24 protein-coding genes are annotated in these 21,963 nt (G+C 72.4%); 18 read left to right on the top strand and 6 right to left on the bottom strand.

Annotated elements, in window-relative coordinates; genetic code table 11:
• The first annotated feature begins 122 nt into the window (after positions 1 to 122).
• The 3 genes from ACIBL4_RS21160 to ACIBL4_RS21150 all read left to right on the top strand — a co-directional run bounded on the left by ACIBL4_RS21160 (position 123) and on the right by ACIBL4_RS21150 (position 2,952).
• Positions 123 to 935: a hypothetical protein gene (locus tag ACIBL4_RS21160; RefSeq protein WP_399412598.1), complete on the top strand. Its 813-nt coding sequence runs from the start codon at positions 123 to 125 to the stop codon at positions 933 to 935.
• Positions 932 to 2,110 (top strand): type VII secretion-associated serine protease mycosin, encoded by a 1,179-nt coding sequence (mycP, locus tag ACIBL4_RS21155; RefSeq protein ID WP_399412226.1) that lies wholly within the window; start codon positions 932 to 934, stop codon positions 2,108 to 2,110. The genes ACIBL4_RS21160 and mycP overlap by 4 nt, the downstream gene beginning before the upstream one ends.
• A 113-nt stretch (positions 2,111 to 2,223) precedes the next feature.
• A complete protein-coding gene (locus tag ACIBL4_RS21150) occupies positions 2,224 to 2,952 on the top strand; it encodes an SseB family protein (protein ID WP_399412224.1) in 729 nt (242 codons plus the stop codon).
• A 25-nt stretch (positions 2,953 to 2,977) separates the two neighbouring features.
• Here the strand turns inward: ACIBL4_RS21150 and ACIBL4_RS21145 are convergent, their stop codons facing one another.
• A complete protein-coding gene (locus tag ACIBL4_RS21145; RefSeq protein ID WP_399412222.1) occupies positions 2,978 to 3,334 on the bottom strand; it encodes a DUF1844 domain-containing protein in 357 nt (118 codons plus the stop codon).
• Between the two features lie 395 nt (positions 3,335 to 3,729).
• Here ACIBL4_RS21145 and infC point away from each other — a divergent pair, with 395 nt between their 5' ends.
• The 10 genes from infC to ACIBL4_RS21095 all read left to right on the top strand — a co-directional run bounded on the left by infC (position 3,730) and on the right by ACIBL4_RS21095 (position 14,617).
• Positions 3,730 to 4,389 carry a translation initiation factor IF-3 gene (infC, locus tag ACIBL4_RS21140; RefSeq protein WP_356925647.1) on the top strand — a complete coding sequence of 220 codons (660 nt, stop codon included), beginning with the start codon at positions 3,730 to 3,732 and terminating at the stop codon, positions 4,387 to 4,389.
• A gap of 109 nt (positions 4,390 to 4,498) precedes the next feature.
• The gene (gene rpmI, locus ACIBL4_RS21135; protein ID WP_059419477.1) at positions 4,499 to 4,693 is read left to right on the top strand and encodes a 50S ribosomal protein L35; all 195 of its coding nucleotides are present in this window, start codon (positions 4,499 to 4,501) and stop codon (positions 4,691 to 4,693) included.
• Positions 4,694 to 4,788: 95 nt separating this feature from the next.
• A complete protein-coding gene (rplT, locus tag ACIBL4_RS21130; RefSeq protein WP_010045263.1) occupies positions 4,789 to 5,172 on the top strand; it encodes a 50S ribosomal protein L20 in 384 nt (127 codons plus the stop codon).
• 90 nt (positions 5,173 to 5,262) lie between these two features.
• Positions 5,263 to 6,123 (top strand): TrmH family RNA methyltransferase, encoded by an 861-nt coding sequence (locus tag ACIBL4_RS21125; protein ID WP_399412219.1) that lies wholly within the window; start codon positions 5,263 to 5,265, stop codon positions 6,121 to 6,123.
• Between the two features lie 53 nt (positions 6,124 to 6,176).
• Positions 6,177 to 7,319, top strand: coding sequence for an ATP-binding protein (locus ACIBL4_RS21120; RefSeq protein WP_399412217.1), 1,143 nt, complete (start codon positions 6,177 to 6,179; stop codon positions 7,317 to 7,319).
• A 172-nt stretch (positions 7,320 to 7,491) separates the two neighbouring features.
• Positions 7,492 to 8,619, top strand: coding sequence for a phenylalanine--tRNA ligase subunit alpha (pheS, locus tag ACIBL4_RS21115; RefSeq protein ID WP_399412215.1), 1,128 nt, complete (start codon positions 7,492 to 7,494; stop codon positions 8,617 to 8,619).
• Entirely contained in the window at positions 8,619 to 11,132 is a 2,514-nt protein-coding gene (pheT, locus tag ACIBL4_RS21110) for a phenylalanine--tRNA ligase subunit beta (protein WP_399412213.1), read from the top strand. Before pheS ends, pheT begins: the two co-directional genes overlap by 1 nt.
• Before the next feature lie 210 nt (positions 11,133 to 11,342).
• Positions 11,343 to 12,374, top strand: a complete 1,032-nt coding sequence (locus ACIBL4_RS21105; RefSeq protein WP_399412211.1) for a PP2C family protein-serine/threonine phosphatase — start codon at positions 11,343 to 11,345, stop codon at positions 12,372 to 12,374.
• A 249-nt stretch (positions 12,375 to 12,623) separates the two neighbouring features.
• On the top strand, positions 12,624 to 13,964 hold the full coding sequence (locus tag ACIBL4_RS21100) for a transcriptional regulator (RefSeq protein ID WP_399412209.1): 1,341 nt from the start codon (positions 12,624 to 12,626) through the stop codon (positions 13,962 to 13,964).
• Between the two features lie 107 nt (positions 13,965 to 14,071).
• The gene (locus ACIBL4_RS21095) at positions 14,072 to 14,617 is read left to right on the top strand and encodes an NUDIX hydrolase (protein WP_399412207.1); all 546 of its coding nucleotides are present in this window, start codon (positions 14,072 to 14,074) and stop codon (positions 14,615 to 14,617) included.
• Between the two features lies 1 nt (position 14,618).
• On the opposite strand, the gene ACIBL4_RS21090 is transcribed toward ACIBL4_RS21095, so the two are convergent.
• The gene (locus tag ACIBL4_RS21090; RefSeq protein ID WP_010045250.1) at positions 14,619 to 14,876 is read right to left on the bottom strand and encodes a hypothetical protein; all 258 of its coding nucleotides are present in this window, start codon (positions 14,874 to 14,876) and stop codon (positions 14,619 to 14,621) included.
• Positions 14,877 to 15,093: 217 nt separating this feature from the next.
• On the opposite strand from ACIBL4_RS21090, the gene ACIBL4_RS21085 reads away from it, so the two are divergent.
• The gene (locus tag ACIBL4_RS21085; RefSeq protein ID WP_399412205.1) at positions 15,094 to 15,324 is read left to right on the top strand and encodes a hypothetical protein; all 231 of its coding nucleotides are present in this window, start codon (positions 15,094 to 15,096) and stop codon (positions 15,322 to 15,324) included.
• 22 nt (positions 15,325 to 15,346) lie between these two features.
• Here ACIBL4_RS21085 and ACIBL4_RS21080 read toward each other — a convergent pair whose 3' ends face one another.
• On the bottom strand, positions 15,347 to 16,222 hold the full coding sequence (locus ACIBL4_RS21080) for a 3-hydroxybutyryl-CoA dehydrogenase (RefSeq protein ID WP_399412203.1): 876 nt from the start codon (positions 16,220 to 16,222) through the stop codon (positions 15,347 to 15,349).
• 180 nt (positions 16,223 to 16,402) lie between these two features.
• Between ACIBL4_RS21080 and ACIBL4_RS21075 the strand changes: the two genes are divergently transcribed.
• Positions 16,403 to 17,641 carry a glycoside hydrolase family 10 protein gene (locus ACIBL4_RS21075; protein WP_399412201.1) on the top strand — a complete coding sequence of 413 codons (1,239 nt, stop codon included), beginning with the start codon at positions 16,403 to 16,405 and terminating at the stop codon, positions 17,639 to 17,641.
• 1 nt (position 17,642) lies between these two features.
• Here the strand turns inward: ACIBL4_RS21075 and ACIBL4_RS21070 are convergent, their stop codons facing one another.
• Positions 17,643 to 17,843 (bottom strand): DUF1918 domain-containing protein, encoded by a 201-nt coding sequence (locus ACIBL4_RS21070; protein ID WP_010045242.1) that lies wholly within the window; start codon positions 17,841 to 17,843, stop codon positions 17,643 to 17,645.
• A gap of 92 nt (positions 17,844 to 17,935) precedes the next feature.
• Entirely contained in the window at positions 17,936 to 18,856 is a 921-nt protein-coding gene (locus ACIBL4_RS21065; RefSeq protein ID WP_399412199.1) for a DMT family transporter, read from the bottom strand.
• On the opposite strand from ACIBL4_RS21065, the gene ACIBL4_RS21060 reads away from it, so the two are divergent.
• From ACIBL4_RS21060 to ACIBL4_RS21050, 3 genes are all read left to right on the top strand, one after another.
• Complete coding sequence (locus ACIBL4_RS21060; RefSeq protein WP_399412197.1) at positions 18,855 to 20,291, top strand: PLP-dependent aminotransferase family protein; 1,437 nt, start codon at positions 18,855 to 18,857, stop codon at positions 20,289 to 20,291. The genes ACIBL4_RS21065 and ACIBL4_RS21060 overlap by 2 nt on opposite strands.
• A gap of 39 nt (positions 20,292 to 20,330) precedes the next feature.
• Positions 20,331 to 20,771 (top strand): GNAT family N-acetyltransferase, encoded by a 441-nt coding sequence (locus ACIBL4_RS21055; RefSeq protein ID WP_399412195.1) that lies wholly within the window; start codon positions 20,331 to 20,333, stop codon positions 20,769 to 20,771.
• 73 nt (positions 20,772 to 20,844) lie between these two features.
• Positions 20,845 to 21,438 carry a histidine phosphatase family protein gene (locus tag ACIBL4_RS21050; RefSeq protein ID WP_399412193.1) on the top strand — a complete coding sequence of 198 codons (594 nt, stop codon included), beginning with the start codon at positions 20,845 to 20,847 and terminating at the stop codon, positions 21,436 to 21,438.
• On the opposite strand, the gene ACIBL4_RS21045 is transcribed toward ACIBL4_RS21050, so the two are convergent.
• A complete protein-coding gene (locus ACIBL4_RS21045; RefSeq protein WP_399412596.1) occupies positions 21,420 to 21,860 on the bottom strand; it encodes a DUF6314 family protein in 441 nt (146 codons plus the stop codon). The two genes, ACIBL4_RS21050 and ACIBL4_RS21045, sit on opposite strands and share 19 nt — an antisense overlap.
• Between the last annotated feature and the right edge of the window lie 103 nt (positions 21,861 to 21,963).

Raw genomic sequence — 21,963 nt, 5'->3', positions numbered from 1 at the left:
CCGGTGCCACTGCCGGGCGTGGCATGCGCATGCCCCCCGCGCCCGCCCACCGGCCCACCGGCGTCTCTCCCGACCCGTCCCTCTCCTGGAACGCCCCCGCGACCTCCGGCGCACGCCCCGTCGTGTCCTTCGGGGAGCCCGAGGGGTACGACGGCGACGCGCGGCCCCGGCCGCTCGGGCGGCGCGGGGCGTCCCAGGCCGCCGCTGCCGCCGTCTGTCTCGTGCTCGGACTGGGGCTCATCTCGGGCGCCGTCACCGGGAGCTGGCTCGTGGGGGACTCAGGGGCGGAGGGCTCGCCCTCCACCTTCGCCGCGGCCGGCAGCCTCTGGCACAGCGTGCCCGTCGACCAGCTGTTCCCGCCCACCGTGCAGGGGCAGGGCGCCGGCCCCGGCGGAGCCGACCGCACCTGGACCCGGATCGCCGTCGCCCCGGACAGCGGCTGCAAGGACGCCTTCGACCCCCTGCTGCGCAAGGCCCTCGCCCCCGTCGGCTGCGAGCGGCTCCTGCGCGCCACCTACACCGACGCCACCGAGAGCTACGTGACCACCGTCGGCCTGCTCTTCACCACGGCCGACGCCCCGGGCATGACCTCCCTCGCGAACCGTTTCCGCAAGGAGCGCCTGGACCGCCGCAGCGACCTGATGCCCCTGCCGTACGCCGCGAAGGACACGCCCGCCGCCCGCTTCGGCCCGCAGCAGCGCGCCGCCTGGACCGTCTCCGTGCTGACCGAGGCCCCGGTCGTCGTCTACGCCGTCTCCGGCTGGGCCGACGGCCGTACCGTCGACGACCCCCAGCCCGCCGGGGACGCCATGGAGCCCGGCGCCACCACCGCCCCCGCGCAGGCCGGCCTCGGCAACGAGGCACAGGGCCTCGCCGACCGCGTCGAACGCGACCTGCGCAAGAACGTCCGCTCGGCCACGGAGCAGCCGTCGTGAAAGCCGTCGTGTCCCGCGCGGGCGGGTTCCTGAGTGTTCTCCTCGCCGCCGGCCTCGTCCTGGTCCCCGCCGCCACCGCCCACGCCGACGGCATCCGAGCCCAGCAGTGGGCCCTGGAAGCCATGCACACCCAGGAGGCCTGGCGGACCACCAAAGGGGAGGGCGTCACCGTCGCCGTCCTGGACACCGGTGTCGAGGCCGACCACCCCGACCTGATCGGCAACGTCCTCACCGGCAAGGACCTGATCCGCTTCGGAGCCGAACCCGGCGACCGCGCCTGGGCCCGGCACGGCACCGCCATGGCCGGCATCATCGCCGGGCACGGACACGGCCCCGGCGACGCCGACGGCGTCCTCGGCATCGCCCCCGAGGCGAAGATCCTCCCCGTCCGCGTGATCCTGGAGGACGGCGACCCCTCCCGCGCCAAGGCCCGCAGCACCCGCGGCAACGCCCTCGCCGAGGGCATCCGCTGGGCCGCCGACCACGGCGCCGACGTCATCAACCTCTCCCTCGGCGACGACTCCGCCTCCGCGCATCCGGAACCCGCCGAGGACCAGGCCATCCAGTACGCCCTGAAGAAGGGCGTGATCGTCGTCGCCTCCGCCGGCAACGGCGGCGAGAAGGGCGACCGCATCTCCTACCCCGCCGCCTACCCGGGCGTCATCGCCGCCACCGCCGTCGACCGCGCCGGCACCCGCGCCCCCTTCTCCACCCGCCGCTGGTACGCCACCGTCAGCGCCCCCGGCGTCGACGTCGTCATCGCCGACCCCGACCACAAGTACTACGAGGGCTGGGGCACCAGCGCCGCCGCCGCCTTCGTCTCCGGCGCCGCGGCCCTGGTCAAGGCCGCCCACCCCGATCTGACCCCGGCCCAGGTCAAGTCGCTCCTGGAGGACACCGCCCGCAACGCCCCGTCCGGAGGCCGCGACGACTCCCGCGGCTTCGGCTTCGTCGACCCGGCCGCCGCCATCAAGGCCGCCGACCGGCTGAAGCCGCAGGGCCTCCACTCGGCGGCGTACGGCGCGAAGTACTTCGGCAGCGGCCCGGACGCCACCGGCTCCGAGGACCACACCGCCGACTGGGCCGCCCCCCTCGCGGGCAGCGCCGGCGGCGTCCTGCTGGTCGCGGCCGTGGTCCTGTGGCGCGGCCGCCGTGCGAGCCGCGACGAGTTCTGACGGACGACGGCGGGCACCCCCGCGCTCACCGGCCAGCACCGCCGCGCTCACCGGCGCGGGCCGGCAGGACCGCCCGCCGAAGCGGCGGCACCCGGCCGATAGGCTCGACGACCGTGGCGAACAAGAACATCCCCGACCCCGGATTCTCTGACGACGACGGCTCCGCCGACCCCCGGCTGAGCGCGGCACTCGCCGCCTGGTCGGAGGACCGCGGTGCCGTGGCCCCGGTCCTCGACGCCCTCAAGGGCGCCCGGCTGCTCGTCCCCGTCGTGGCCGTGCTCGGCGAGGTCGAGGAGGACGAGCGGGGACTGCGCCGCGAGAAGACCAGCGACATGGCCGTACCGACCCTGAAGGCCGGGAACCGAACCGCGCTGCCCGCCTTCACCTCCACCGACTCCCTCGCCCGCTGGGACCCGGCGGCCCGCCCCGTCGCCGTACCCCTGCACCAGGCCCTGCAGGCCGCCGCGTACGAGAAGGCGGACACGGTGGTGCTCGACCTGGCCGGGCCGGTGCCCTTCGAACTGACCGGCCCCGCCCTGCTGGCCCTCGCGGAGGGCCGTACGACCACCGACCCGCTCGCCGACCCGGCCGTCGTCGGGGCCGTACGCGACGCCGTGGCCGCCGAGCCCGCCGTTCTGCGCGCCCACCTCGGGCCGGGCCGGGCCGACGGCACCCTCGCCCTGGTCCTCGACCCGGCCGCGGCCCCCGCCGAAACCGCCCAGGCGGTCGCCCGGCGGCTCGCCGCCGACGAGACACTGAGGGCCCGCCTGGTGCGCGGCCTCGACCTGGCACTGCTGCCGGCCGGGGCGACGCCACCGGGCGAGCCCTTGTACGAACGCTGAGGAAGCCTGCGCGGGCCCGGCCGTACTAGCCGTAGACCGGGCCCGTGTACTTCTCGCCCGGGCCCTTGCCCGGCTCGTCCGGGACGAGCGACGCCTCGCGGAACGCCAGCTGGAGCGACTTCAGGCCGTCGCGCAGGGGCGATGCGTGGAACGAGCTGATCTCGGTCGTGGACGCGTCCAGTAGGCCGGCCAGCGCGTGCACCAGCTTGCGGGCCTCGTCCAGGTCCTTGTGCGTGTCGCCCTCCTCGGTCAGACCGAGCTTCACCGCGGCGGCGCTCATCAGGTTGACGGCGACCGTCACGATCACCTCGACCGCCGGGACCTCGGCGATGTCGCGGGCCATGGCGTCGAAGTCGGGGGACTCAGGAGGGGTCTCACTCATGCCCCACACGATAGGCGCAGGCCGGGGGTGCGCCGTACCGGGCCCCGGGGCGCCACGATTAGCCGTTCCTGGCCAAGACTGGTAATCTCGTGTAACGACCGGTCGGACCCGTATGCCCCATGGCCCGCGAGCCCGACCCACAAGTGGAGGCTTTCGAACTCCCACCTGACCGCCCCCAGGGCGGCGGGTCACCGGTCAGGCGGTCCCGTCCCAGCGGCGGCGATCCGTCCGAAATCGCGCCCCGCGGCTCCCCGCGGCGGTGCTCCGGTAGTTCGAGGAGCCCCGCCTGGGAATCGTCCGGGGCATTTTTGTGCTTCGGCGCGGTTAGGTCTATCGAACAGAGACGTTACGCGGCCGTCCGCCAGACCGTCGCGTGGTGCTACCGAGGAGGATCCATCAGCGCCGAGCCCCGCATCAACGACCGGATTCGCGTTCCCGAGGTGCGACTTGTCGGTCCCAGTGGCGAGCAGGTGGGCATCGTCCCCCTGGCCAAGGCACTGGAGCTTGCGCAGGAGTACGACCTGGACCTGGTCGAGGTCGCGGCGAACGCCCGTCCGCCCGTGTGCAAGCTCATGGACTACGGGAAGTTCAAGTACGAGTCGGCCATGAAGGCCCGTGAGGCGCGCAAGAACCAGGCGCACACGGTCATCAAGGAGATGAAGCTCCGGCCGAAGATCGACCCGCACGACTATGACACCAAGAAGGGTCACGTCGTTCGGTTCCTCAAGCAGGGCGACAAGGTCAAGATCACGATCATGTTCCGTGGTCGCGAGCAGTCCCGGCCCGAGCTGGGCTACCGACTGCTCCAGCGGCTCGCGGAGGACGTCGCAGACCTCGGTTTCGTCGAGTCGAACCCGAAGCAGGACGGCCGAAACATGATCATGGTTCTCGGTCCGCACAAGAAGAAGACCGAGGCGATGGCCGAGGCTCGCCAGGCGCAGGAGGCCCGCAAGGCCGAGGCGAAGGCCAACCCCGGCAAGTCGCAGAACGCCGCCGAGGCCGAGCTCGCCGAGGACTCCGCCGAGGCTCCGGCCGAGGCTTCCGCCGACGCGTGATCCCGGGGGACGCGAGTCCCCAGGAAGCAACCGAAACAAGACGACGCTCCACCGTGCCCGGTTTCACGACCGGGCACCGGAGCGCCACCGACGAGGAGAGAACGGCGCTATGCCGAAGAACAAGTCGCACAGCGGGTCCAGCAAGCGCTTCAAGATCACCGGCTCCGGCAAGGTGCTCCGCGAGCGTGCCGGCAAGCGCCACCTGCTCGAGCACAAGTCGTCCCGTGTGACGCGTCGCCTCACCGGCAACGCCGAGATGGCCCCGGGCGACGCCAAGAAGATCAAGAAGCTTCTCGGCAAGTGACGCTCCGGCGCCTGAGCGCCGTACGTCAGGACCGGGACCCAATCGATTTCGGGCCGTGTGCGGACCACCGCGGCCCCGCTACAAGGAGTTAAAAAGTGGCACGCGTCAAGCGGGCAGTGAACGCCCACAAGAAGCGCCGGGCGATCCTCGAGCAGGCCTCCGGCTACCGCGGTCAGCGTTCGCGCCTGTACCGCAAGGCCAAGGAGCAGGTCACCCACTCGCTGGTCTACAACTACAACGACCGCAAGAAGCGCAAGGGTGACTTCCGTCAGCTGTGGATCCAGCGCATCAACGCCGCTGCCCGCGCCAACGGCATGACCTACAACCGCTTCATCCAGGGTCTGAAGGCCGCGAACATCGAGGTCGACCGCAAGATCCTGGCCGAGCTGGCCGTCAACGACGCCGGTGCGTTCGCCGCGCTCGTCGAGGTCGCCCAGAAGGCGCTGCCGAGCGACGTCAACGCCCCGAAGGCGGCCTGACGCCGGCTCCGAGCCGATGTGACTCAAGGACCCGCAGGCCACTGGCCTGCGGGTCCTGCTGTGCAGCCAGCTACTGAGAAAGCGAACGCGATGCCCCCCGCCACTCCCGAGCTCATCTCCCCCCGTTCCCCCCGCGTCCTGGCCGCGCGGCGGCTGGCGAAGCGGAACTTCCGGGGGAAGGAGCGGCTGTTCCTCGCGGAGGGGCCGCAGGCGGTGCGTGAGGCGGCCGGGCACCGGACCGGGGGCGCGGCCACGCTCGTGGAGCTGTTCGCCACGCTGGAGGCCGCCGAGCGGTACGCCGACATCGTGGGGGCGGCCCGGGACGCCGGCGCCCGGGTGCACCTCGCCGCCGAGCAGGTCATCGCCGACATCTCCACCACCGTCACCCCGCAGGGCCTCGTCGGCGTCTGCCGGTTCCTGGACACGCCCTTCGAGCAGGTCCTCGCCGCGCGCCCCCGGCTCGTCGCCCTCCTCGCCAACGTCCGCGACCCCGGCAACGCCGGGACCGTGCTGCGCTGCGCCGACGCCGCCGGTGCCGAGGCCGTCGTCCTGACCGACGCCTCCGTCGACGTGTACAACCCCAAGGCCGTGCGCGCCTCCGTCGGCTCCCTGTTCCACCTGCCCGTCGCCGTCGGCGTCCCCGTGGAGCAGGCCGTCGAAGGGCTGCGGGCCGCCGGTGTCCGGGTCCTCGCCGCCGACGGGGCGGGCGATCGCGACCTCGACGACGAGCTCGACAAGGGCACCATGGGCGGGCCGACCGCCTGGGTCTTCGGCAACGAGGCCTGGGGCCTGCCGGAGGAGACCCGCGCCCTCACCGACGCCGTCGTCCGCGTCCCGATCCACGGGAAGGCCGAGAGCCTGAACCTCGCCACCGCCGCCGCCGTATGTCTCTATGCGTCGGCGCGTGCACAGCGCGCCGCCGGAGGGTGCCGCTCCGTCACCGGGAACTAGTAGGGTGACCAGCTCAGGGACCCCTCTGCGGAGCCTTGGAGGTGGGGTACGGGATGAGCGTCGGCACGAGCAGCGCACCAGGGGCCCAGGACGCCGGGAGCCCGCCCGCCGCGTCCCGGCCACCCGGTGATCTCGCCGACATCGGCATCGACCCCGACATGCTGCCCGACGGACTCGTCGTCGCCGATGAAGAGGGCCGGGTCGTCTGCTTCAACGCCGCCGCCGAGCGCATCACCGCCGTCCGCGCCCGGGACGCCCTCGGACAGCCGCTGGAAAAGGCCCTGCCATTAGAGGATCTGGAGGGGCGCCGCTGGTGGCAGCTGACCGACCCGTACGGCGGTCTCGCCATCCGCGTCGGACAGCCCGAGCGCAACCTCCTCCTCCCCGGCGGCCGTGAGGTGCTGGTCTCCGCGCGCTACGTCCGCACCCGGCCCACCGGCCCCCTCCGCCGCTTGGTCGTCACCCTGCGCGACACCGAGGCCCGCCGCCGCACCGAGCGCAGCCACGCCGAGCTGATCGCCACCGTCGCCCACGAACTGCGCTCCCCGCTCACCTCCGTCAAGGGCTTCACCGCCACCCTGCTCGCCAAGTGGGAACGCTTCACCGACGACCAGAAGCGGCTGATGCTGGAGACCGTCGACGCCGACGCCGACCGCGTCACCCGGCTCATCGCCGAACTGCTCGACATCTCGAGGATCGACTCCGGCCGCCTGGAGATACGGCGCCAGCCCGTCGACATCGGCGCCGCCGTCGGACGGCACATCCAGGCCTACGTCGCCGCCGGGCAGCCCGCCGACCGGTTCCTGCTGCGCGTCCAGCAGCCGCTGCCCGACCTGTGGGCCGACCCCGACAAGATCGACCAGGTGCTCAGCAACCTCCTGGAAAATGCCGTGCGGCACGGTGAGGGAACTGTCACGATCGACGTCACGGCCACGGCGTCCCCCCGCGAGGGCGAGGACATCGGCACGTCGGTCACGGTGAGCGACGAGGGGCCCGGCATCCCGGAGGAGTCCATGAACCGCGTCTTCACCCGCTTCTGGCGGGGCAGCAAGCGCGGCGGCACGGGCCTCGGGCTCTACATCGTCAAGGGCATCGTCGAAGCCCACGGTGGCACCATCACGGTCGGCCGCGCACCCGGCGCCGGCGCCGAGTTCCGATTTACGTTGCCCGTGAGCGCTCCGGCCTATCTCGCCTGAGCAGCCCGCGGGCGCATTCGTACACCTGAGGGCCCCTCTAGGACCGGGCGCCCGGTCCTAGAGGGGCCCTCCACCCCGTTAGACTCGGCCCTTGGCACCTTTGTGTCCCGCAGACGGCCGTCGGAGTCGGTGACGGGGACCTCCAGCCAGCCAATCGGAAGCACGGGAAGAGATGTCGGCACCGAATAAGTCGTACGACCCTGTAGAGGTCGAGGCGTTGAAACCGGAAGAGATCGAGCGCATGCGGGACGAGGCGCTCGCCGCCTTCGCCGCCGCGGACTCCCTCGACGCGCTCCACGAGGCCAAGGTCGCCCACACCGGCCCCGCCTCCCCGCTGGCCCTCGCCAACCGCGAGATCGGCGCCCTGCCTCCGCACGCCAAGGCCGACGCCGGCAAGCGCGTCGGGCAGGCCCGTGGCGCCGTCAACAAGGGCCTCGCCGCCCGTCAGGCGGAACTGGAGGCCGAGCGGGACGCCCGTGTGCTGGTCGAGGAGGCGGTGGACGTCACCCTGCCCTACGACCGCGTACCGGCCGGCGCCCGGCACCCGCTCACCACGATGATGGAGCGGGTCGCGGACGTCTTCGTGGCCATGGGCTACGAGGTCGCCGAGGGGCCGGAGGCCGAGGCGGAGTGGTTCAACTTCGACGCCCTGAACTTCCTGCCCGACCACCCGGCCCGGCAGATGCAGGACACCTTCTTCGTGCAGGGCCCCAAGGGCACCGAGGAGTCCGGGTCCGGCGTCGTGCTGCGCACCCACACCTCACCGGTGCAGGCCCGTGCGCTGCTCGACCGTGAGCTGCCGGTCTACATCGTCTGCCCCGGCCGGGTGTTCCGTACCGACGAGCTGGACGCCACGCACACGCCCGTCTTCCACCAGATCGAGCTGCTCGCGGTGGACGAGGGCCTGACGATGGCGGACCTCAAGGGCACGATGGACCACATGGTCCAGGCCCTGTTCGGCGCGGACATGGAGACCCGGCTGCGGCCCGCCTACTTCCCGTTCACCGAGCCGAGCGCCGAGATGGACATGCTCTGCTACGTGTGCAAGGGCGAGTCCGCCGGTAACCCCGACCGGCCCTGCCGCACCTGCTCCTCCGAGGGCTGGATCGAGCTCGGCGGCTGCGGCATGGTCAACCCGCGGGTGCTCACCGCCTGCGGCGTCGACCCCGAGAGGTACAGCGGCTTCGCCTTCGGGTTCGGCATCGAGCGGATGCTGATGTTCCGCCACAACGTCGAGGACATGCGAGACATGGTCGAGGGTGACGTCCGGTTCACCCGGCCGTTCGGGATGGAGATCTGATGCGGGTCCCGCTTTCTTGGCTGCGGGAGTACGTCGACCTGCCGGCCACCGAGACCGGCCGCGACGTCCAGGCCAAGCTCATTTCGGCCGGTCTGGAGGTCGAGACCGTCGAGCAGCTCGGCGCCGACCTCAAGGGGCCCCTGGTGGTCGGCCAGGTCGCGACCATCGAGGAGCTGACGGAGTTCAAGAAGCCGATCCGCTTCTGCACCGTCAATGTGGGTCAGGCCAACGGCACCGGCGAGCCCCAGGAGATCGTCTGCGGCGCCCGCAACTTCGCCGTCGGCGACAAGGTCGTCGTGGCGCTCCCGGGTGCCGTCCTGCCCGGTGACTTCCAGATCGCCGAGCGCAAGACCTACGGCAAGATGTCCCGCGGCATGATCTGCTCCAGCGACGAGCTGAACATGGGCGACGACGGCACCAAGGGCATCATCGTGCTGCCCCCGGAGACCGAGGTCGGCAAGGACGCGATCGAGCTGCTGGAGCTGGTCGACGAGGTCCTCGACATCGCCGTCACGCCCGACCGCGGCTACTGCCTGTCGATGCGCGGCATCGCCCGCGAGACCGCCATCGCCTACGGCCTGCCGCTGCGCGACCCGGCCCTGCTGGACGTGCCCGCCCCGAACGCGTACGGCTACCCGGTGCGGATCTCCGACCCCACCGGCTGCGACCGCTTCACGGCCCGCACGGTCACCGGCCTGAGCGCCGAGGCCCGCTCGCCGATCTGGCTCCAGCGCCGGCTCCAGAAGGTCGGCATGCGCCCGATCTCGCTCGCCGTCGACGTCACCAACTACGTGATGATGGAGCTCGGCCAGCCGTTGCACGCCTACGACCGCGGCCTGGTCCAGGGCACGATCGGTGTGCGCAGGGCCGAGCCGGGCGAGAAGCTCACCACCCTCGACGGTGTCGAGCGCACGCTGGACGCCGAGGACCTGGTGATCACCGACGACCGCGGCCCCATCGGCCTCGCCGGTGTCATGGGCGGCGCCAACACGGAGATCGCCGACCACGACGACACCGAGAACGCCACGGCCGACATCGTCATCGAGGCCGCCCACTTCAACGCGGTGTCGATCGCGCGCACGGCCCGCCGCCACAAGCTGTCCTCCGAGGCGTCCCGGCGCTTCGAGCGCGGTGTCGACCCGCAGGCCGCCGCTGCCGCCGCGCAGCGCACGGTGGACCTGCTGGTCCTGCTCGCGGGCGGTACCGCCGAGGCCGGCGTCACCGAGGTCCTCGCCCCGACCGCGCCCCGCACCATCACGATCCCGGCGGACCACCCGGACAAGGTCGCTGGTGTCGCGTACGGCCGGGAGACCGTCGTACGGCGGCTCCAGGAGATCGGCTGCGACGTGTACGGGCAGGACGAGCTGATCGTCACTGTGCCGTCCTGGCGCCCCGACCTCACCGACCCGAACGACCTGGCCGAAGAGGTCATCCGCCTGGAGGGCTACGAGAACCTGCCCTCCACGCTGCCCAAGCCGCCGGCCGGTCTCGGCCTGACCGATCGGCAGCGGCTGCACCGCCGCGTCGGCCGTGCCCTGGCCGGTGCCGGGTACGTCGAGGCGCTGAACTACCCGTTCATCGGCGAGCAGGTCTTCGACCAGCTCGGCCTCGAAGCGGACGACCCGGCCCGCCGCGTCGTCAAGCTCAGCAACCCGCTGAGCGACGAGGAGCCGGCGCTGCGCACCACGCTGCTGCCGGGCCTGCTCACCGCGCTGCGGCGCAACGACGGCCGGGGTTCGCACGACCTCGCGCTGTTCGAGACCGGCCTGGTCTTCCGGCCGCGCGCGGAGCAGCGGATCGCCGCGGTGCTGCCCGTCGACCGCCGCCCGACCGACGAGGAGCTCGCCGAGCTGGACGCGGCGCTGCCCGAGCAGCCGCGGCACGCCGCCGTCGTCCTCGCCGGAGCACGGGAGCAGGCCGGCTGGTGGGGCAAGGGCCGTCCGGCCGACTGGGCCGACGCGGTGGAGGCGGCGCGTTCCGTCGCCCGTGAGGCCGGCGCCGAGCTGATCATCCGCAAGGGGCAGTACGGGCCGTGGCACCCCGGGCGGTGTGCCGAACTCGCGATCACCGTGGACGGTGCCGAGCGCGTCGTGGGCCACGCGGGGGAGTTGCACCCGCGCGTGGTGAAGGCGCTGGGCCTTCCGGAGCGCACCTGCGCGATGGAGATCGACCTGGACGCGGTCGAGTCGGCGGGTGACGCCACGGCGCGGGCGCCGCGGATCTCCACGTTCCCCGTCGCCACGCAGGATGTCGCCCTGGTCGTCGACGCGGTCGTTCCGGCTGCGGAGGTCGAGGAGGCCCTGCGCGAGGGCGCCGGGGAGCTGCTGGAGTCGATCCGCCTGTTCGACGTGTACGAGAACGCCGAGCAGTTGGGGGAGGGGCGCAAGTCCCTGGCGTACGCGTTGCGGTTCCGGGCGGCCGACCGGACGCTGACCGTGGATGAGGCTTCCGCGGCCCGCGATGCGGCGGTGGCCCTTGCCGGTGAGCGCGTGGGCGCCGAGTTGCGGAGTTAGCGGCTTGGGGGCTGTGCGGTGGTGTCGGCTGCGGGTTCGTTGCGGCTGGTCGCGCAGTTCCCCGCGCCCCTTGAGGCGGGTCACCTCACTCGTTTGAGTGGTAAAGGTAGGTAAGCCTGCCCTTCCGGGTGTGCTGTCGACAGAATCGGACCGGCCTCATGTGGGCCGGTCCGATTCTGTGTGTCAGGGGCCTATTGGGGGGCCATCGGCATGATCCGCATCAGAGGTCGGGTGCGAAGTCTCGGTCTGCCGACGGTGTGGGGCGCCGCGGCCGTCACGTACAAGCTGGCCTGTCCGCTCGCCCAGGAGACTGGCCTCGAAGCGCGGATCGTCACCAGTGCCGTGTTCTTCGCGGTCGGTACCGGGCTGATCCTCCATGTGCGGCAGACGCTGGCGCGCGAGCTGCGGCAATTGCGCCGCGTCGCGGGCGCCGCCCAGCGCGCGCTGCTGAGGCCGCTGCCCCCGTGTGTCGACGGACTGGACATCGCCGCCGCGCAGTTGCCCTCGGAGCGTGGGGCGGCCATCGGCGGTGACCTGTACGAGGTCGTCGCCACCGAGTACGGCGTACGGGCCGTGATGGGAGACGTCCGAGGGCACGGCATCGGGACGTTCGGGACCGTCGCCGCCGTGCTCGGCTGTTTCCGTGAGGCCGCGCACGACGAGAAGGACCTCGGCAGTGTGCTGCACCGGCTGGAACGCGCACTGGCCCGGCATCTGCGTCAGGAGCAACCGGCGGGCGCCGCCGAGGAGTTCGTGACCCTGCTGCTTGTGGAGATCCGTGCCGACGGGGAGATGACCGCCCTGAACTGCGGGCACCCGTGGCCGTACCGGCTCAGCGGCACGGACGTCGACCGGCTCGCCCCGGCCGATCCGTACCCGCCCCTGGGCCTGTTCCCGCTCCCGGCCGACCTGCCCACCGTGGGGCTGGGGTACCTGGACCACGGTGACGCCCTGTTCCTCTTCACGGACGGCGCCGAGGACGCGAGGGATGCCCGTGGCCGGTTCTTCCCCCTGCCGAGTGTGGTGAAGAGCGTCGTGCGGGGAGAGCCCCTGTCGTCGCAGAGCGTGCTGCGCGGGATTCTCACCGCCCTCCGGCATCACACCCGGGGCGCACCGCCGGACGACATCGCCCTGATGGTTCTCACCAACGGCCGGCGCACGTCCCTCAGGGGCGCGGGGAACTGCGCGACCGGCCACAGCGCGCCCGCAGCCGACGACGTATCCCTGCCCCACCGGCGATGACGCACCCGGCGGAGCCGTCCGCCCCGCCACGGAGTGTCGGGCAGGCAGCCGGGCGGACGGCGGAAGCGGGCCGCCGCACTGTACGAGGGGGAGCCGGCGGCCCGCCCGGCCTCTTTCGAGGCATTTCAGTCAACCGGCTGACGACTCTCCGCGACAGTGCGCACACAGCGCGGATTCGAGCACTCCGTTCACACCCCGTGTGAAGGCGGAGCCACTAATCTGGCCGCACCGAGCCACCGGGGGGCCCACATGCAGCCCAACACTCTGCTCGACGCGATCCTGGACGAGGCCGGGATCTCGCACGCGGGGCTGGCCGCACACGTCAACCAGGCGGGACGGGCGCGTGGTCTGTCCCTGCGGTACGAACACACCGCCGTCGCCCGGTGGTTGAAGGGGCAGCGCCCCCGGGGCCAGGTGCCCGACCTGATCTGCGAGGTGCTCGCCGCCCGGCTGCAGCGGCAGGTGACCCTGGACGACATCGGCCTGGGCGTGCCCGGGGAGCCGTCCGCCGCGCACACCGGCTCGCTGTCCGGCTTCGTCGAGCGGGCCACCGCCCTGTGGCGCTCCGACCAGCAGCAGCGCCCGCACATCCTGGGCGCCCCCGCGCTCACCGGCACGCCCGCCGTCATGCCCGTGTGGGAGTGGGAGAACCCGCCCGAGGACGTGGACGTCTCGCGCGGCGGCAGACACCGGGTCACCCCGGGCGACCTCGACATGCTGCGGGCCGCCCGCACGCACTACGAGCAGCTGTACCGCAAGGCCGGGGGCATCGCGACGCGGGCCCGCATCGTCGGCTTCCTCAACTCCGAGGCCGCGCCGCTGCTGCGCGGCAGCTACACCGACGAGACGGGCCGTCAACTCCACCGCGCCACGGGTGGACTGGTGGCCGTCGCCGGGATCTGCGCCTACGACTCCGACGCGCACGGCCTCGCGCAGCGCTACTTCCACCAGGCCCTGCGGCTCGCCAAGGCCAGCGGGGACCGCGGGCTCGGCGCCTACGTCATCGCACTGCTGGTCAACCAGTCGCTGTTCATGCGGGAGTACCGGCAGGCCGTGGCCTTCGCGGAGGCCGCGCTGCGGGCCGCCGGCAAGCACATCACCCCGGCGCTCGCCTCCGACCTGTACGCGATGCAGGCCAAGGCGTACGCGCATCTCGGGGACGGCACGAGCGCCCTGTCCTGCATCCGGCGGGCCGAGCAGGCCGCGGCCCGCATCCGGCGCGGCTACGAGCCCGACGAGACCGGGTACGTCCAGCCGGGGCTGGTCAACGTCCAGGTGGCGGAGGCGCTGCTGAGCCTCGGGGAGATCGCGGCCGCCGGGGAGCACGCCGCGGCCGCGGTCGACAACCCGGCGCACGACCGCGGCCGGGTGCACCGGCTGGCCATGCTCAGCACGATCGAACTGCGGCAGGGCAACGCGGACAAGGCCGTGGCCATCGCCGTGCAGATGGCCGAGCAGGCCCGCGGCATGGAGTCCCAGCGGCTGCGCGACCGTTTGCGCGCGGTGCGGGAGCACCTGGTGCGCAGTGGCTGCTCGGGCACCGCCGAGGCCGCCGAACTCATCGACGGAGCCCTGCGCGTACCGTTGTAGGCCCCGGGCGCAGCCGCCCGTGTCATCCCGAGCGACGTCCTGTGCGCCTGCTGTCCTTACGTCCCTACTGCGATATTGCCACTTACTCGACGGAAGGTGGCAGAACCGTGCAGTGGACGAAACGCAACGAACAAGCTGTGTACTCAAACCGCTGGTTCAGCGTCAATCTCGCGGATGTCGAACTGCCGGACGGCCGGCACCTCGACCACTTCCTCATACGGCTGCGGCCCGTTGCCGTGGCCACGGTCGTGAACGCGGCCAACGAGGTCCTGCTGCTCTGGCGGCACCGCTTCATCACCGACAGCTGGGGCTGGGAACTCGCGGCGGGCGTCGTCGAGGACGGCGAGGACATCGCCCGCGCGGCCGCCAGGGAACTGGAGGAGGAGACCGGCTGGCGGCCGGGACCCCTGCACCACCTCATGAGCGTGGAGCCGTCCAACGGACTCACCGACGCCCGGCACCACGTGTACTGGGCCGACGAGGGCGAGTACGTCGGGCACCCCGTGGACGACTTCGAGTCGGACCGCCGGGAATGGGTTCCCCTCAAGCTCGTCCCCGACATGGTCGCCCGCGGGGAGGTCCCGGCCGCCAACATGGCGGCCGCGTTACTGCTGCTGCACCATCTCAGGCTCGGGCGGGACGCGTTGCCCTGAGCTAGCGTCCCAGTGCCTGCCAGATCGCCACGACGAGGGCACCCACGGCGGTGAGGGCGGCGACCGCGGGCAGCGGCCAGCGCGCGTGTTCCAGTGAGTTGATCCGGGTGTTGAGCTCGTCGAGTTCCTTGGCGGTCTCCTCGGTACGGTGGCTGAGCAGAGCCAGCCCGCCCTCGACACGGGCGTACGCCACGTCGAGGCGGCGTCGTAACTCTGCGAGTTCTCCATGGACGACCGGATGCTCGGGATCGACGGTCACGAGTCCGCTCCTTTCCGTAGTCGTTGCACATCCCTTGCATGCGCACTGGGAGTCAACTCGCCTGGTGGACGCCTGGGGAGAGTGTGCGACGGGCATATGCGAGCCCGGGGCGCACACGGTGTGTGAATGCAGCGGGCCCGGCACCAATTGCGGTGCCGGGCCCGTGGGTTGGCCGGATTCTGACCGTCAGTAATCAGCCTCGGGGGTACCGGGGCGCATGACGAAGTGGCAGAAGAACGCGGCGTACGCGCTGGCGATCTACGCGCTGTCGGTCGTGGTGCTCCGGTTCTCCTCCGGCGGGCAGGGGTGGGGCACGGCGCTGCTGCTCGCTCTCGTGACCACTCCGCTCGCCCTCTGGATGGGCTGGCTGCGCAGCCGCCTCAACGAGCAGGCGGCCGAATGGGGACGCCGCCGGTTCCGGCCGTGGCCGCAGGAGCGGCGGCGCTGAGATGCCGGCGTCAGCCCGGCGGTCAGTCGTACGTGTAGAAGCCCGACCCCGTCTTACGGCCCAGCCGGCCCGCGTCGACCATGCGCTGCAGGAGCGGGGGAGCGGCGTACAGGGGCTCCTTGTACTCCTCGTACATCGACTGGGCCACCGAGGCGACCGTGTCCAGGCCGATGAGGTCGGAGAGCTTCAGCGGGCCCATCGGGTGGGCGCAGCCCATCTCCATGCCGTTGTCGATGTCCTCGCGGCTGGCGATGCCCGTCTCGAACATCCGGATCGCGGAGAGCAGGTACGGGATCAGCAGCGCGTTGACCACGAAGCCGGAGCGGTCCTGGGCGCGGATCGCGTGCTTGCCCAGCACCTTCTCGGTGAACAGCTGGGCGCGGCTCAGCGTGCCCTCGGACGTGGTGAGGGCCGGGATCAGCTCGACGAGCTTCTGCACCGGGGCCGGGTTGAAGAAGTGGATGCCGATGACCTGGTCGGGCCGCGAGGTCGCCACCGCCAGCTTCACCAGGGGGATGGAGGAGGTGTTGGAGGCCAGGATGGCGTCGGGCCGGGTCACGACCTGGTCGAGCACCTGGAAGATCTCGGTCTTGACCTGCTCGTTCTCGACGACGGCCTCGATCACCAGGTCGCGGTCGGCGAACTCGCCGAGGTCCGTGGTGAAGCTCAGACGGGCCTGCGTGTCCTCCAGCTCCTCCTCGGTGATCTTGCCGCGCTCGGCTGCCTTGGCCAGGGAGTTGAACAGCCGGGTCCGGCCGATCTCCAAGGCCTCGCCGGTGGTCTCGGCGACCATGACGTCCAGACCGGACCGGGCGCACACCTCGGCGATCCCCGCGCCCATCTGACCGCAGCCCACGACTCCGACGCGTGCAATGTCTCCCGCTGGGGTGTCCGTCACATCGTCCCTTTCGCTGCTGATCCACTTCCGGGCAGGTGCTCCGGGTCCCGGTGCCTGCTCCGTTCGTGCACGTTACTCCCAAGTATCGATGATCGATCGCGGGGGTCGCGTCCGCTTCGGGCATGCTGGGCGCGGAGCGATCCGCGACCGGGCGGATCCGCGGCTTTTTGGGGCATGCGGATGGGACGAGTGTCACGCAGGGCGTTCGCGCTGGCGGCGCTGTCGGCTTTCACGATGACGCCTCCGGCGTCGGCCGCGCCCAAGCCGGCCGGTGGGGGTGACGGCAGGGTGGCCTGCGAGATGCGGGGCGTGTGGCTGGCCACCATGGCCAACCGGGACTGGCCGTCGAAGCCGGGCCTGACCGCCACACAGCAGCGGGCCGAGCTGATCACCCACCTCGACAGAGCGGTCCGCAACCGGCTCAACACGGTGATCTTCCAGGTCCGGCCCACGGCGGACGCCCTGTGGCCCTCGCCGTACGAGCCGTGGTCGCAGTACCTCACCGGCACCCAGGGCAAGGACCCCGGCTGGGACCCGCTGGGCACGGCCGTGGAAGAGGCCCATGCCCGCGGCCTGAAGCTGCACGCCTGGTTCAACCCGTACCGGGTCGCCGCCCACGCCGAGCCGGCCCGGCTCGCCGCCGGCCACCCCGCCCGCAGGAACCCGGACTGGGTGGTGACGTACGGCGGGAAGCTCTACTACAACCCCGGGCTGCCCGAGGTGCGGGGCTTCGTGCAGGACGCGATGCTCGACGCGGTGGAGAAGTACCCCGTGGACGGCGTCCACTTCGACGACTACTTCTACCCGTACCCGGTGGCCGGCCAGAGCTTCGACGACGACGAGGCCTACGAGGAGTACGGCGGCGGCTTCCCGGACCGGGCGGCGTGGCGGCGGGACAACATCGACAAGCTGGTGCGCGAGACGGCGGAGCGCGTCAAGCAGGTCCGGCCCGGCACCCCCTTCGGCGTCAGCCCCTTCGGCGTGTGGCGCAACGCCGCCACCGACCCGCTCGGCTCGGACAGCCGGGCGGGCGTGCAGACCTACGACGACCTGCACGCGGACACCCGCAAGTGGGTGCGCGAGAGCTGGATCGACTACATCGTCCCGCAGCTGTACTGGAACATCGGCTTCGCCGCCGCCGACTACGCGAAACTGCTGCCCTGGTGGGCGGAGGTCGCGCGCGGCAGCTCGACGCAGCTGTACGTGGGGGAGGCGCTGTACAAGGCCGGTGACCCGGCGCAGCCCGCGGCCTGGCAGGACCCGGCCGAGCTGTCCCGGCACCTGACGCTGGCCAGGGAGTACGCGCAGGTGCGCGGGCACGTCTTCTTCGCCGCCAGGGACGTGGCGGCCGATCGGATCGGGGGGATGGCGAGGGTGGTCGCCGACCACTACGGGCAGCCGGCGACGCCGCCGCGCTGAATCACGGCCCGGTGGTGGTCTCCCGGTGCCGGATCTCGGTGTCGGGTCCCGGCGAGCACACGCCCTCGTGCCCGTCCTCGAACCGGACGCGGTACGGGGGATTGCCCTCCTGGCCCAGCACTTCGACGATCTCGCCGACCTTGTCGTGCTGACCGACCACCCTGCCGTGCTGGACAAGCTGGTCGCCCACGGTTGCGCGCATCTGGGGCCTCCTCACGAGGTGTGGAGCAGCGGTCCGTGGCTTTTGAGTCTACGGCCGGGGACGCGACTCGGCAGGGGCCGCGCGGGCCCCGCTCAGCCGCGCGCCCGTTGTGTGACGGCGATGCAGACCAGCACCGCCACGGCTGTCAGCGGGGCGGCCACCGGCAGGTGCTCGCCCAGCAGCAGCACCGACCACACCAGTGTGAGCAGGGGCTGGGCGAGCTGCAACTGGCTGGCCTTCGGGATGCCGACAGCCGCCATGCCCCGGTACCAGACGACCAGTCCGAGGAACTGCGAGCCCGCCGCGACCCACAGCAGTCCGGCGACGCTGTGCGCGTTCAGGTGCACGGGCTCCTGCGCCAGGGCGAACGCGGCGACGGGCACGGTCAGCGGCAGGCACAGCACCAGCGCCCAGCCGATGACGTGCCAGCCCGGCATGACCCGGGCCAGCCGGCCGCCCTCGGTGTAGCCGGCCGCACACACCAGCAGCGCCGCGAAGAGGTACAGGTCGGCCCTGCTCAGGGCGCCGCCGCTCTGCTGCACGGTGAAGGCCAGCACCGCCGCCGCGCCGGCGAGAGCCGCCGCCCAGAACGTCCGCGAGGGCCGGGTGCCGACGCGCAGGGCGGACAGCAGCGCGGTGGTCAGGGGGAGCAGTCCGACCACGACGGCGGCGTGCGCGGTGGTCGAGGTCTCCAGCGCGAGCGTGGTCAGCAGCGGGAAACCGAGCACGACACCGGCCGCGACGACCGCGAGGCCGAACCAGTGGCGCCGGGCGGGCAGCGGGACACGAAGGACGAGCAGAGCACCGCCCGCGATCACCGCGGCCAGGACGCTGCGGACGGCGACCAGCGACCAGGGACCGAAGCCCTCCAGACCCCAGGCAGTGGCGGGGAAGGTGAGGGAGAAGGCGATGACTCCCAGGGCGGCCTGGAGGGTGCCGAGGCCGGGCCGCTGCTCCCGCTCCGCGGTGACTGCTATCCGGGAAGTGGTAGTAGCGCTACTCTGTACTCTCATGCAAGAGCGTAGCAGCGTTGGTGAACTGGCGGAACAGCTGAGGCGGGAGCTCGACCGCTACTCGCCGGGTGGAAAGCTGCCGTCGAGCCGGGCCCTGGTGGAGCGGTTCCGGGTGAGCCCCGTGACTGTGTCGCGGGCGCTGGCGCAGCTCGCCGCCGAGGGACTGGTCGTCACCCGGCCCGGCGCGGGCGCGTTCCGCGCGCGGGCCCGGACGGCACCGGCCCCCGCCGGGGACACCTCCTGGCAGGAGGTCGCGCTCAGCGCGGACGGTGCCGCCGACCTCGTGCCGCGCTCGGTGGACGCCTCCGGGGTCCTCGTCACGCTGGCCGCCCCGCCACCCGGCGTGATCGAGTTCAACGGCGGCTATCTGCACCCCTCGTTGCAGCCGGAGCGCGCGATGGCCGCCGCCCTGTCGCGCGCCGGACGCCGCCCGGGCGCCTGGGGACGCCCGCCCGTGGAGGGGCTGCCGGAGCTGCGCGAGTGGTTCGCGCGCGGCATCGGCGGATCCTTCACGGCCGCCGAGGTGCTGGTCACCGCGGGCGGACAGTCCGCCCTCACCACTGCCCTGCGCGCCCTCGCCCCGCCCGGCGCCCCCGTCCTCGTCGAATCCCCGACGTACCCCGGCATGCTCGCCATCGCCCGTGCCGCGGGCCTGCGCCCGGTGCCCGTCCCGGTGGACGTGGACGGCGTGAAACCGGCGCTCCTCGCCGACGCGTTCCGGGCCACCGGCGCCCCGGCCTTCGTCTGCCAGCCGCTCTTCCAGAACCCCACCGGTGCCGTGCTCGCGCCCGAGCGGCGCGGCGAGGTGCTGCGCATCGCCCGCGCGGCGGGCGCGTTCGTCGTCGAGGACGACTTCGTGCGCCGGCTCGTGCACGAGGACACGGGACCGTTGCCGCGCCCCCTGGCCGCCGACGACCCCGACGGTGTCGTCGTCCACGTCTGCTCGCTGACAAAGGCGACCTCGCCGAGCTTCCGGGTGAGCGCCCTGGCCGCGCGCGGCCCGGTCCTGGAGCGGCTGCGCGCGATCCAGGTCGTCGACACCTTCTTCGTGCCCCGGCCCCTTCAGGAGGCGGCACTGGAACTCGTCGGTTCGCCCGCCTGGCCGCGCCATCTGCGGGCGGTGTCCGCCGAGTTGAAGGCGCGCCGGGACGTGATGACCGCCGCGCTCGCGCAGCACCTGCCGGAACTGGTCCTGCCGCACGTGCCGTCCGGCGGCTACCACCTGTGGCCGCGCCTGCCGGACGGGACGGACGAGCCGGCCCTCGTGGCGGCCGCCCTGCGCGCGGGCGTCGCGATCACCCCCGGCCGCCCCTACTTCAGCGCCGAGCCGCCGGCCGCGCACATCCGGCTGAGCTTCGCGGCGGTCGCCGGAACCGGGGAGATCGCGGAGGGCGTACGACGGCTGCGCGCGGCCTGCGACGAGGTGCTGGGATAAGAGGTCGACGCCCGGCCGCTCACCTGCCAGCATCCCGTCATGACCGATACGCCGAGCCTGCCCGAGGGCTACGAGATCTCCACCGACCCCACCCGCATCGACGCCGAGCGGGTCCACCACTGGCTGTCCACCGACGCGTACTGGGCGCTGGGCCGCCCCCGCGAGAAGCAGGACCGGGCGATCGAGGGGTCGCTCAACTTCGGCGTGTACGACACGGTGTCGGGGAAGCAGGTGGCGTACGCCCGGGTGATCACCGACCGGGCGACCTTCGGGTGGCTGTGCGACGTGTACGTCGACCCGTCGGTGCGCGGCAAGGGTGTCGGCACCGCGCTCGTGGCGGCCGTACGGGACGAGCTGCGGCAGTACGGGGTGCGCCGGGTCCTGCTCGCCACGCACGACGCGCACGGCGTCTACGCGAAGCTCGGGTTCGCGGCGCTGGAGCGGCCCGAGCACTGGATGGCTCTCGTCTTCGACCAGTGAGGGTCGGTGCACCCTGGGTAACTCCCAGGTAACACCTCTTGACCTGCGCACTTGCGGCGCTCACCATCACCGCATGCCACTTCGGGTCACGTTCGTCGCCGCCGCGCGCTGCTCCCCGCTGCTCGCCGAGCGCTTCGAGGACGACCGGCCGCTGGACCAGGCCGGCTGGGGTGAGGTGGAGCGCGTAGCACACGAGCTGCTGCCGCTCGCCGCGGCCGAGCTGCGCTACTGCTCGCCGACTCCGCGCAGCCGTGCGACGGGGGACGGGCTCGGGTACGCGCCGCTGGTGCAACTGGGCCTGCGGGACTGTGACATGGGCCGGTGGCGTGGGCTGACCCTGGGCGAGGCGATGGCCCGGGAGCCGGAGGCGGTGGACGCCTGGCTCGCCGACCCGCGCGCCACACCGCACGGCGGTGAGTCGCTGGTGGACTTCATCACCCGCGTCGGCGGCTGGCTGGACACCCGGCCCGTCGAGGACGGCTGCCGGGTGGTGGCCGTCGCCGAGCCGTCCGTGATCCGCGCCGCCCTGGTGTACGCACTGAAGGCACCGCCCTCGACATACTGGAACATCGACGTCCGCCCGCTGTCCACGACCGCCGTGACGGGCCGGGCGGGACGCTGGAACCTGCGGTTCGACGGGGTGCCGGCTCAGACGTCGCGCGCGTAGTCGGTGCGCAGGACGAGGTCTTTGGCCGGGCCGCGTACGTGCCACACCGTCCGCCAGTGGTCCGCGTCCCGGACGGTGAACTCGCCCCGGTAGACGTCCGCCGCGCAGGGGTGGTCGGCGACGTGCCGCCCTGAGGTCAGGTCCAGGTCGTGGAACGGCCGCCCGTCCGCGAACCGCACGTCCGCCGTGCCGCCCGGGCCCGGCAGGAACCGCAGCGTCCGTTCGGCGGGCCGGGCGACGCCCTGCCAGACGAACGTGCCGGACTCGTGGTGCAGCAGCCCTCCGTCATCCTCCGGGGCGAACACGGTGGTTCCGGAGAACTGCCCCTGCTCGCCGCTCGCGAGATCCCGTACCGACCGTGCCACGCGCCAGCGCCCCGCCAGGTACGCCAGTACATCCGGCACTGGCCAGAACTCGCCCATCCCGTACCGCTCTCCGTCCCAGCCGTTGCTGCGCGACCCATTGACGCGCATCCGCCCCCTCCCTATCTTGCCGTTCGAAGTGCTGATCAATGTCTGATATTTC

Origin of the sequence: Streptomyces sp. NPDC050416, from assembly GCF_044458845.1 — a bacterium.
In the GTDB taxonomy this organism is placed as follows: Bacteria; Actinomycetota; Actinomycetes; order Streptomycetales; family Streptomycetaceae; genus Streptomyces.
This window is presented reverse-complemented; position numbering and strand designations above follow the sequence as displayed.

Bases quoted from the DNA above. Each gene is read 5' to 3' on its own strand.
- ACIBL4_RS21145 (WP_399412222.1), bottom strand. From the start codon at position 3,334: ATGAGTGAGACCCCTCCTGAGTCCCCCGACTTCGACGCCATGGCCCGC.
- rpmI (WP_059419477.1), top strand. From the start codon at position 4,499: ATGCCGAAGAACAAGTCGCACAGCGGGTCCAGCAAGCGCTTCAAGATC.
- ACIBL4_RS21125 (WP_399412219.1), top strand. From the start codon at position 5,263: ATGCCCCCCGCCACTCCCGAGCTCATCTCCCCCCGTTCCCCCCGCGTC.
- ACIBL4_RS21120 (WP_399412217.1), top strand. From the start codon at position 6,177: ATGAGCGTCGGCACGAGCAGCGCACCAGGGGCCCAGGACGCCGGGAGC.
- pheS (WP_399412215.1), top strand. From the start codon at position 7,492: ATGTCGGCACCGAATAAGTCGTACGACCCTGTAGAGGTCGAGGCGTTG.
- pheT (WP_399412213.1), top strand. From the start codon at position 8,619: ATGCGGGTCCCGCTTTCTTGGCTGCGGGAGTACGTCGACCTGCCGGCC.
- ACIBL4_RS21105 (WP_399412211.1), top strand. From the start codon at position 11,343: ATGATCCGCATCAGAGGTCGGGTGCGAAGTCTCGGTCTGCCGACGGTG.
- ACIBL4_RS21100 (WP_399412209.1), top strand. From the start codon at position 12,624: ATGCAGCCCAACACTCTGCTCGACGCGATCCTGGACGAGGCCGGGATC.
- ACIBL4_RS21085 (WP_399412205.1), top strand. From the start codon at position 15,094: ATGACGAAGTGGCAGAAGAACGCGGCGTACGCGCTGGCGATCTACGCG.
- ACIBL4_RS21075 (WP_399412201.1), top strand. From the start codon at position 16,403: ATGGGACGAGTGTCACGCAGGGCGTTCGCGCTGGCGGCGCTGTCGGCT.
- ACIBL4_RS21070 (WP_010045242.1), bottom strand. From the start codon at position 17,843: ATGCGCGCAACCGTGGGCGACCAGCTTGTCCAGCACGGCAGGGTGGTC.
- ACIBL4_RS21060 (WP_399412197.1), top strand. From the start codon at position 18,855: ATGCAAGAGCGTAGCAGCGTTGGTGAACTGGCGGAACAGCTGAGGCGG.
- ACIBL4_RS21065 (WP_399412199.1), bottom strand. From the start codon at position 18,856: ATGAGAGTACAGAGTAGCGCTACTACCACTTCCCGGATAGCAGTCACC.
- ACIBL4_RS21055 (WP_399412195.1), top strand. From the start codon at position 20,331: ATGACCGATACGCCGAGCCTGCCCGAGGGCTACGAGATCTCCACCGAC.
- ACIBL4_RS21050 (WP_399412193.1), top strand. From the start codon at position 20,845: ATGCCACTTCGGGTCACGTTCGTCGCCGCCGCGCGCTGCTCCCCGCTG.
- ACIBL4_RS21045 (WP_399412596.1), bottom strand. From the start codon at position 21,860: ATGGGCGAGTTCTGGCCAGTGCCGGATGTACTGGCGTACCTGGCGGGG.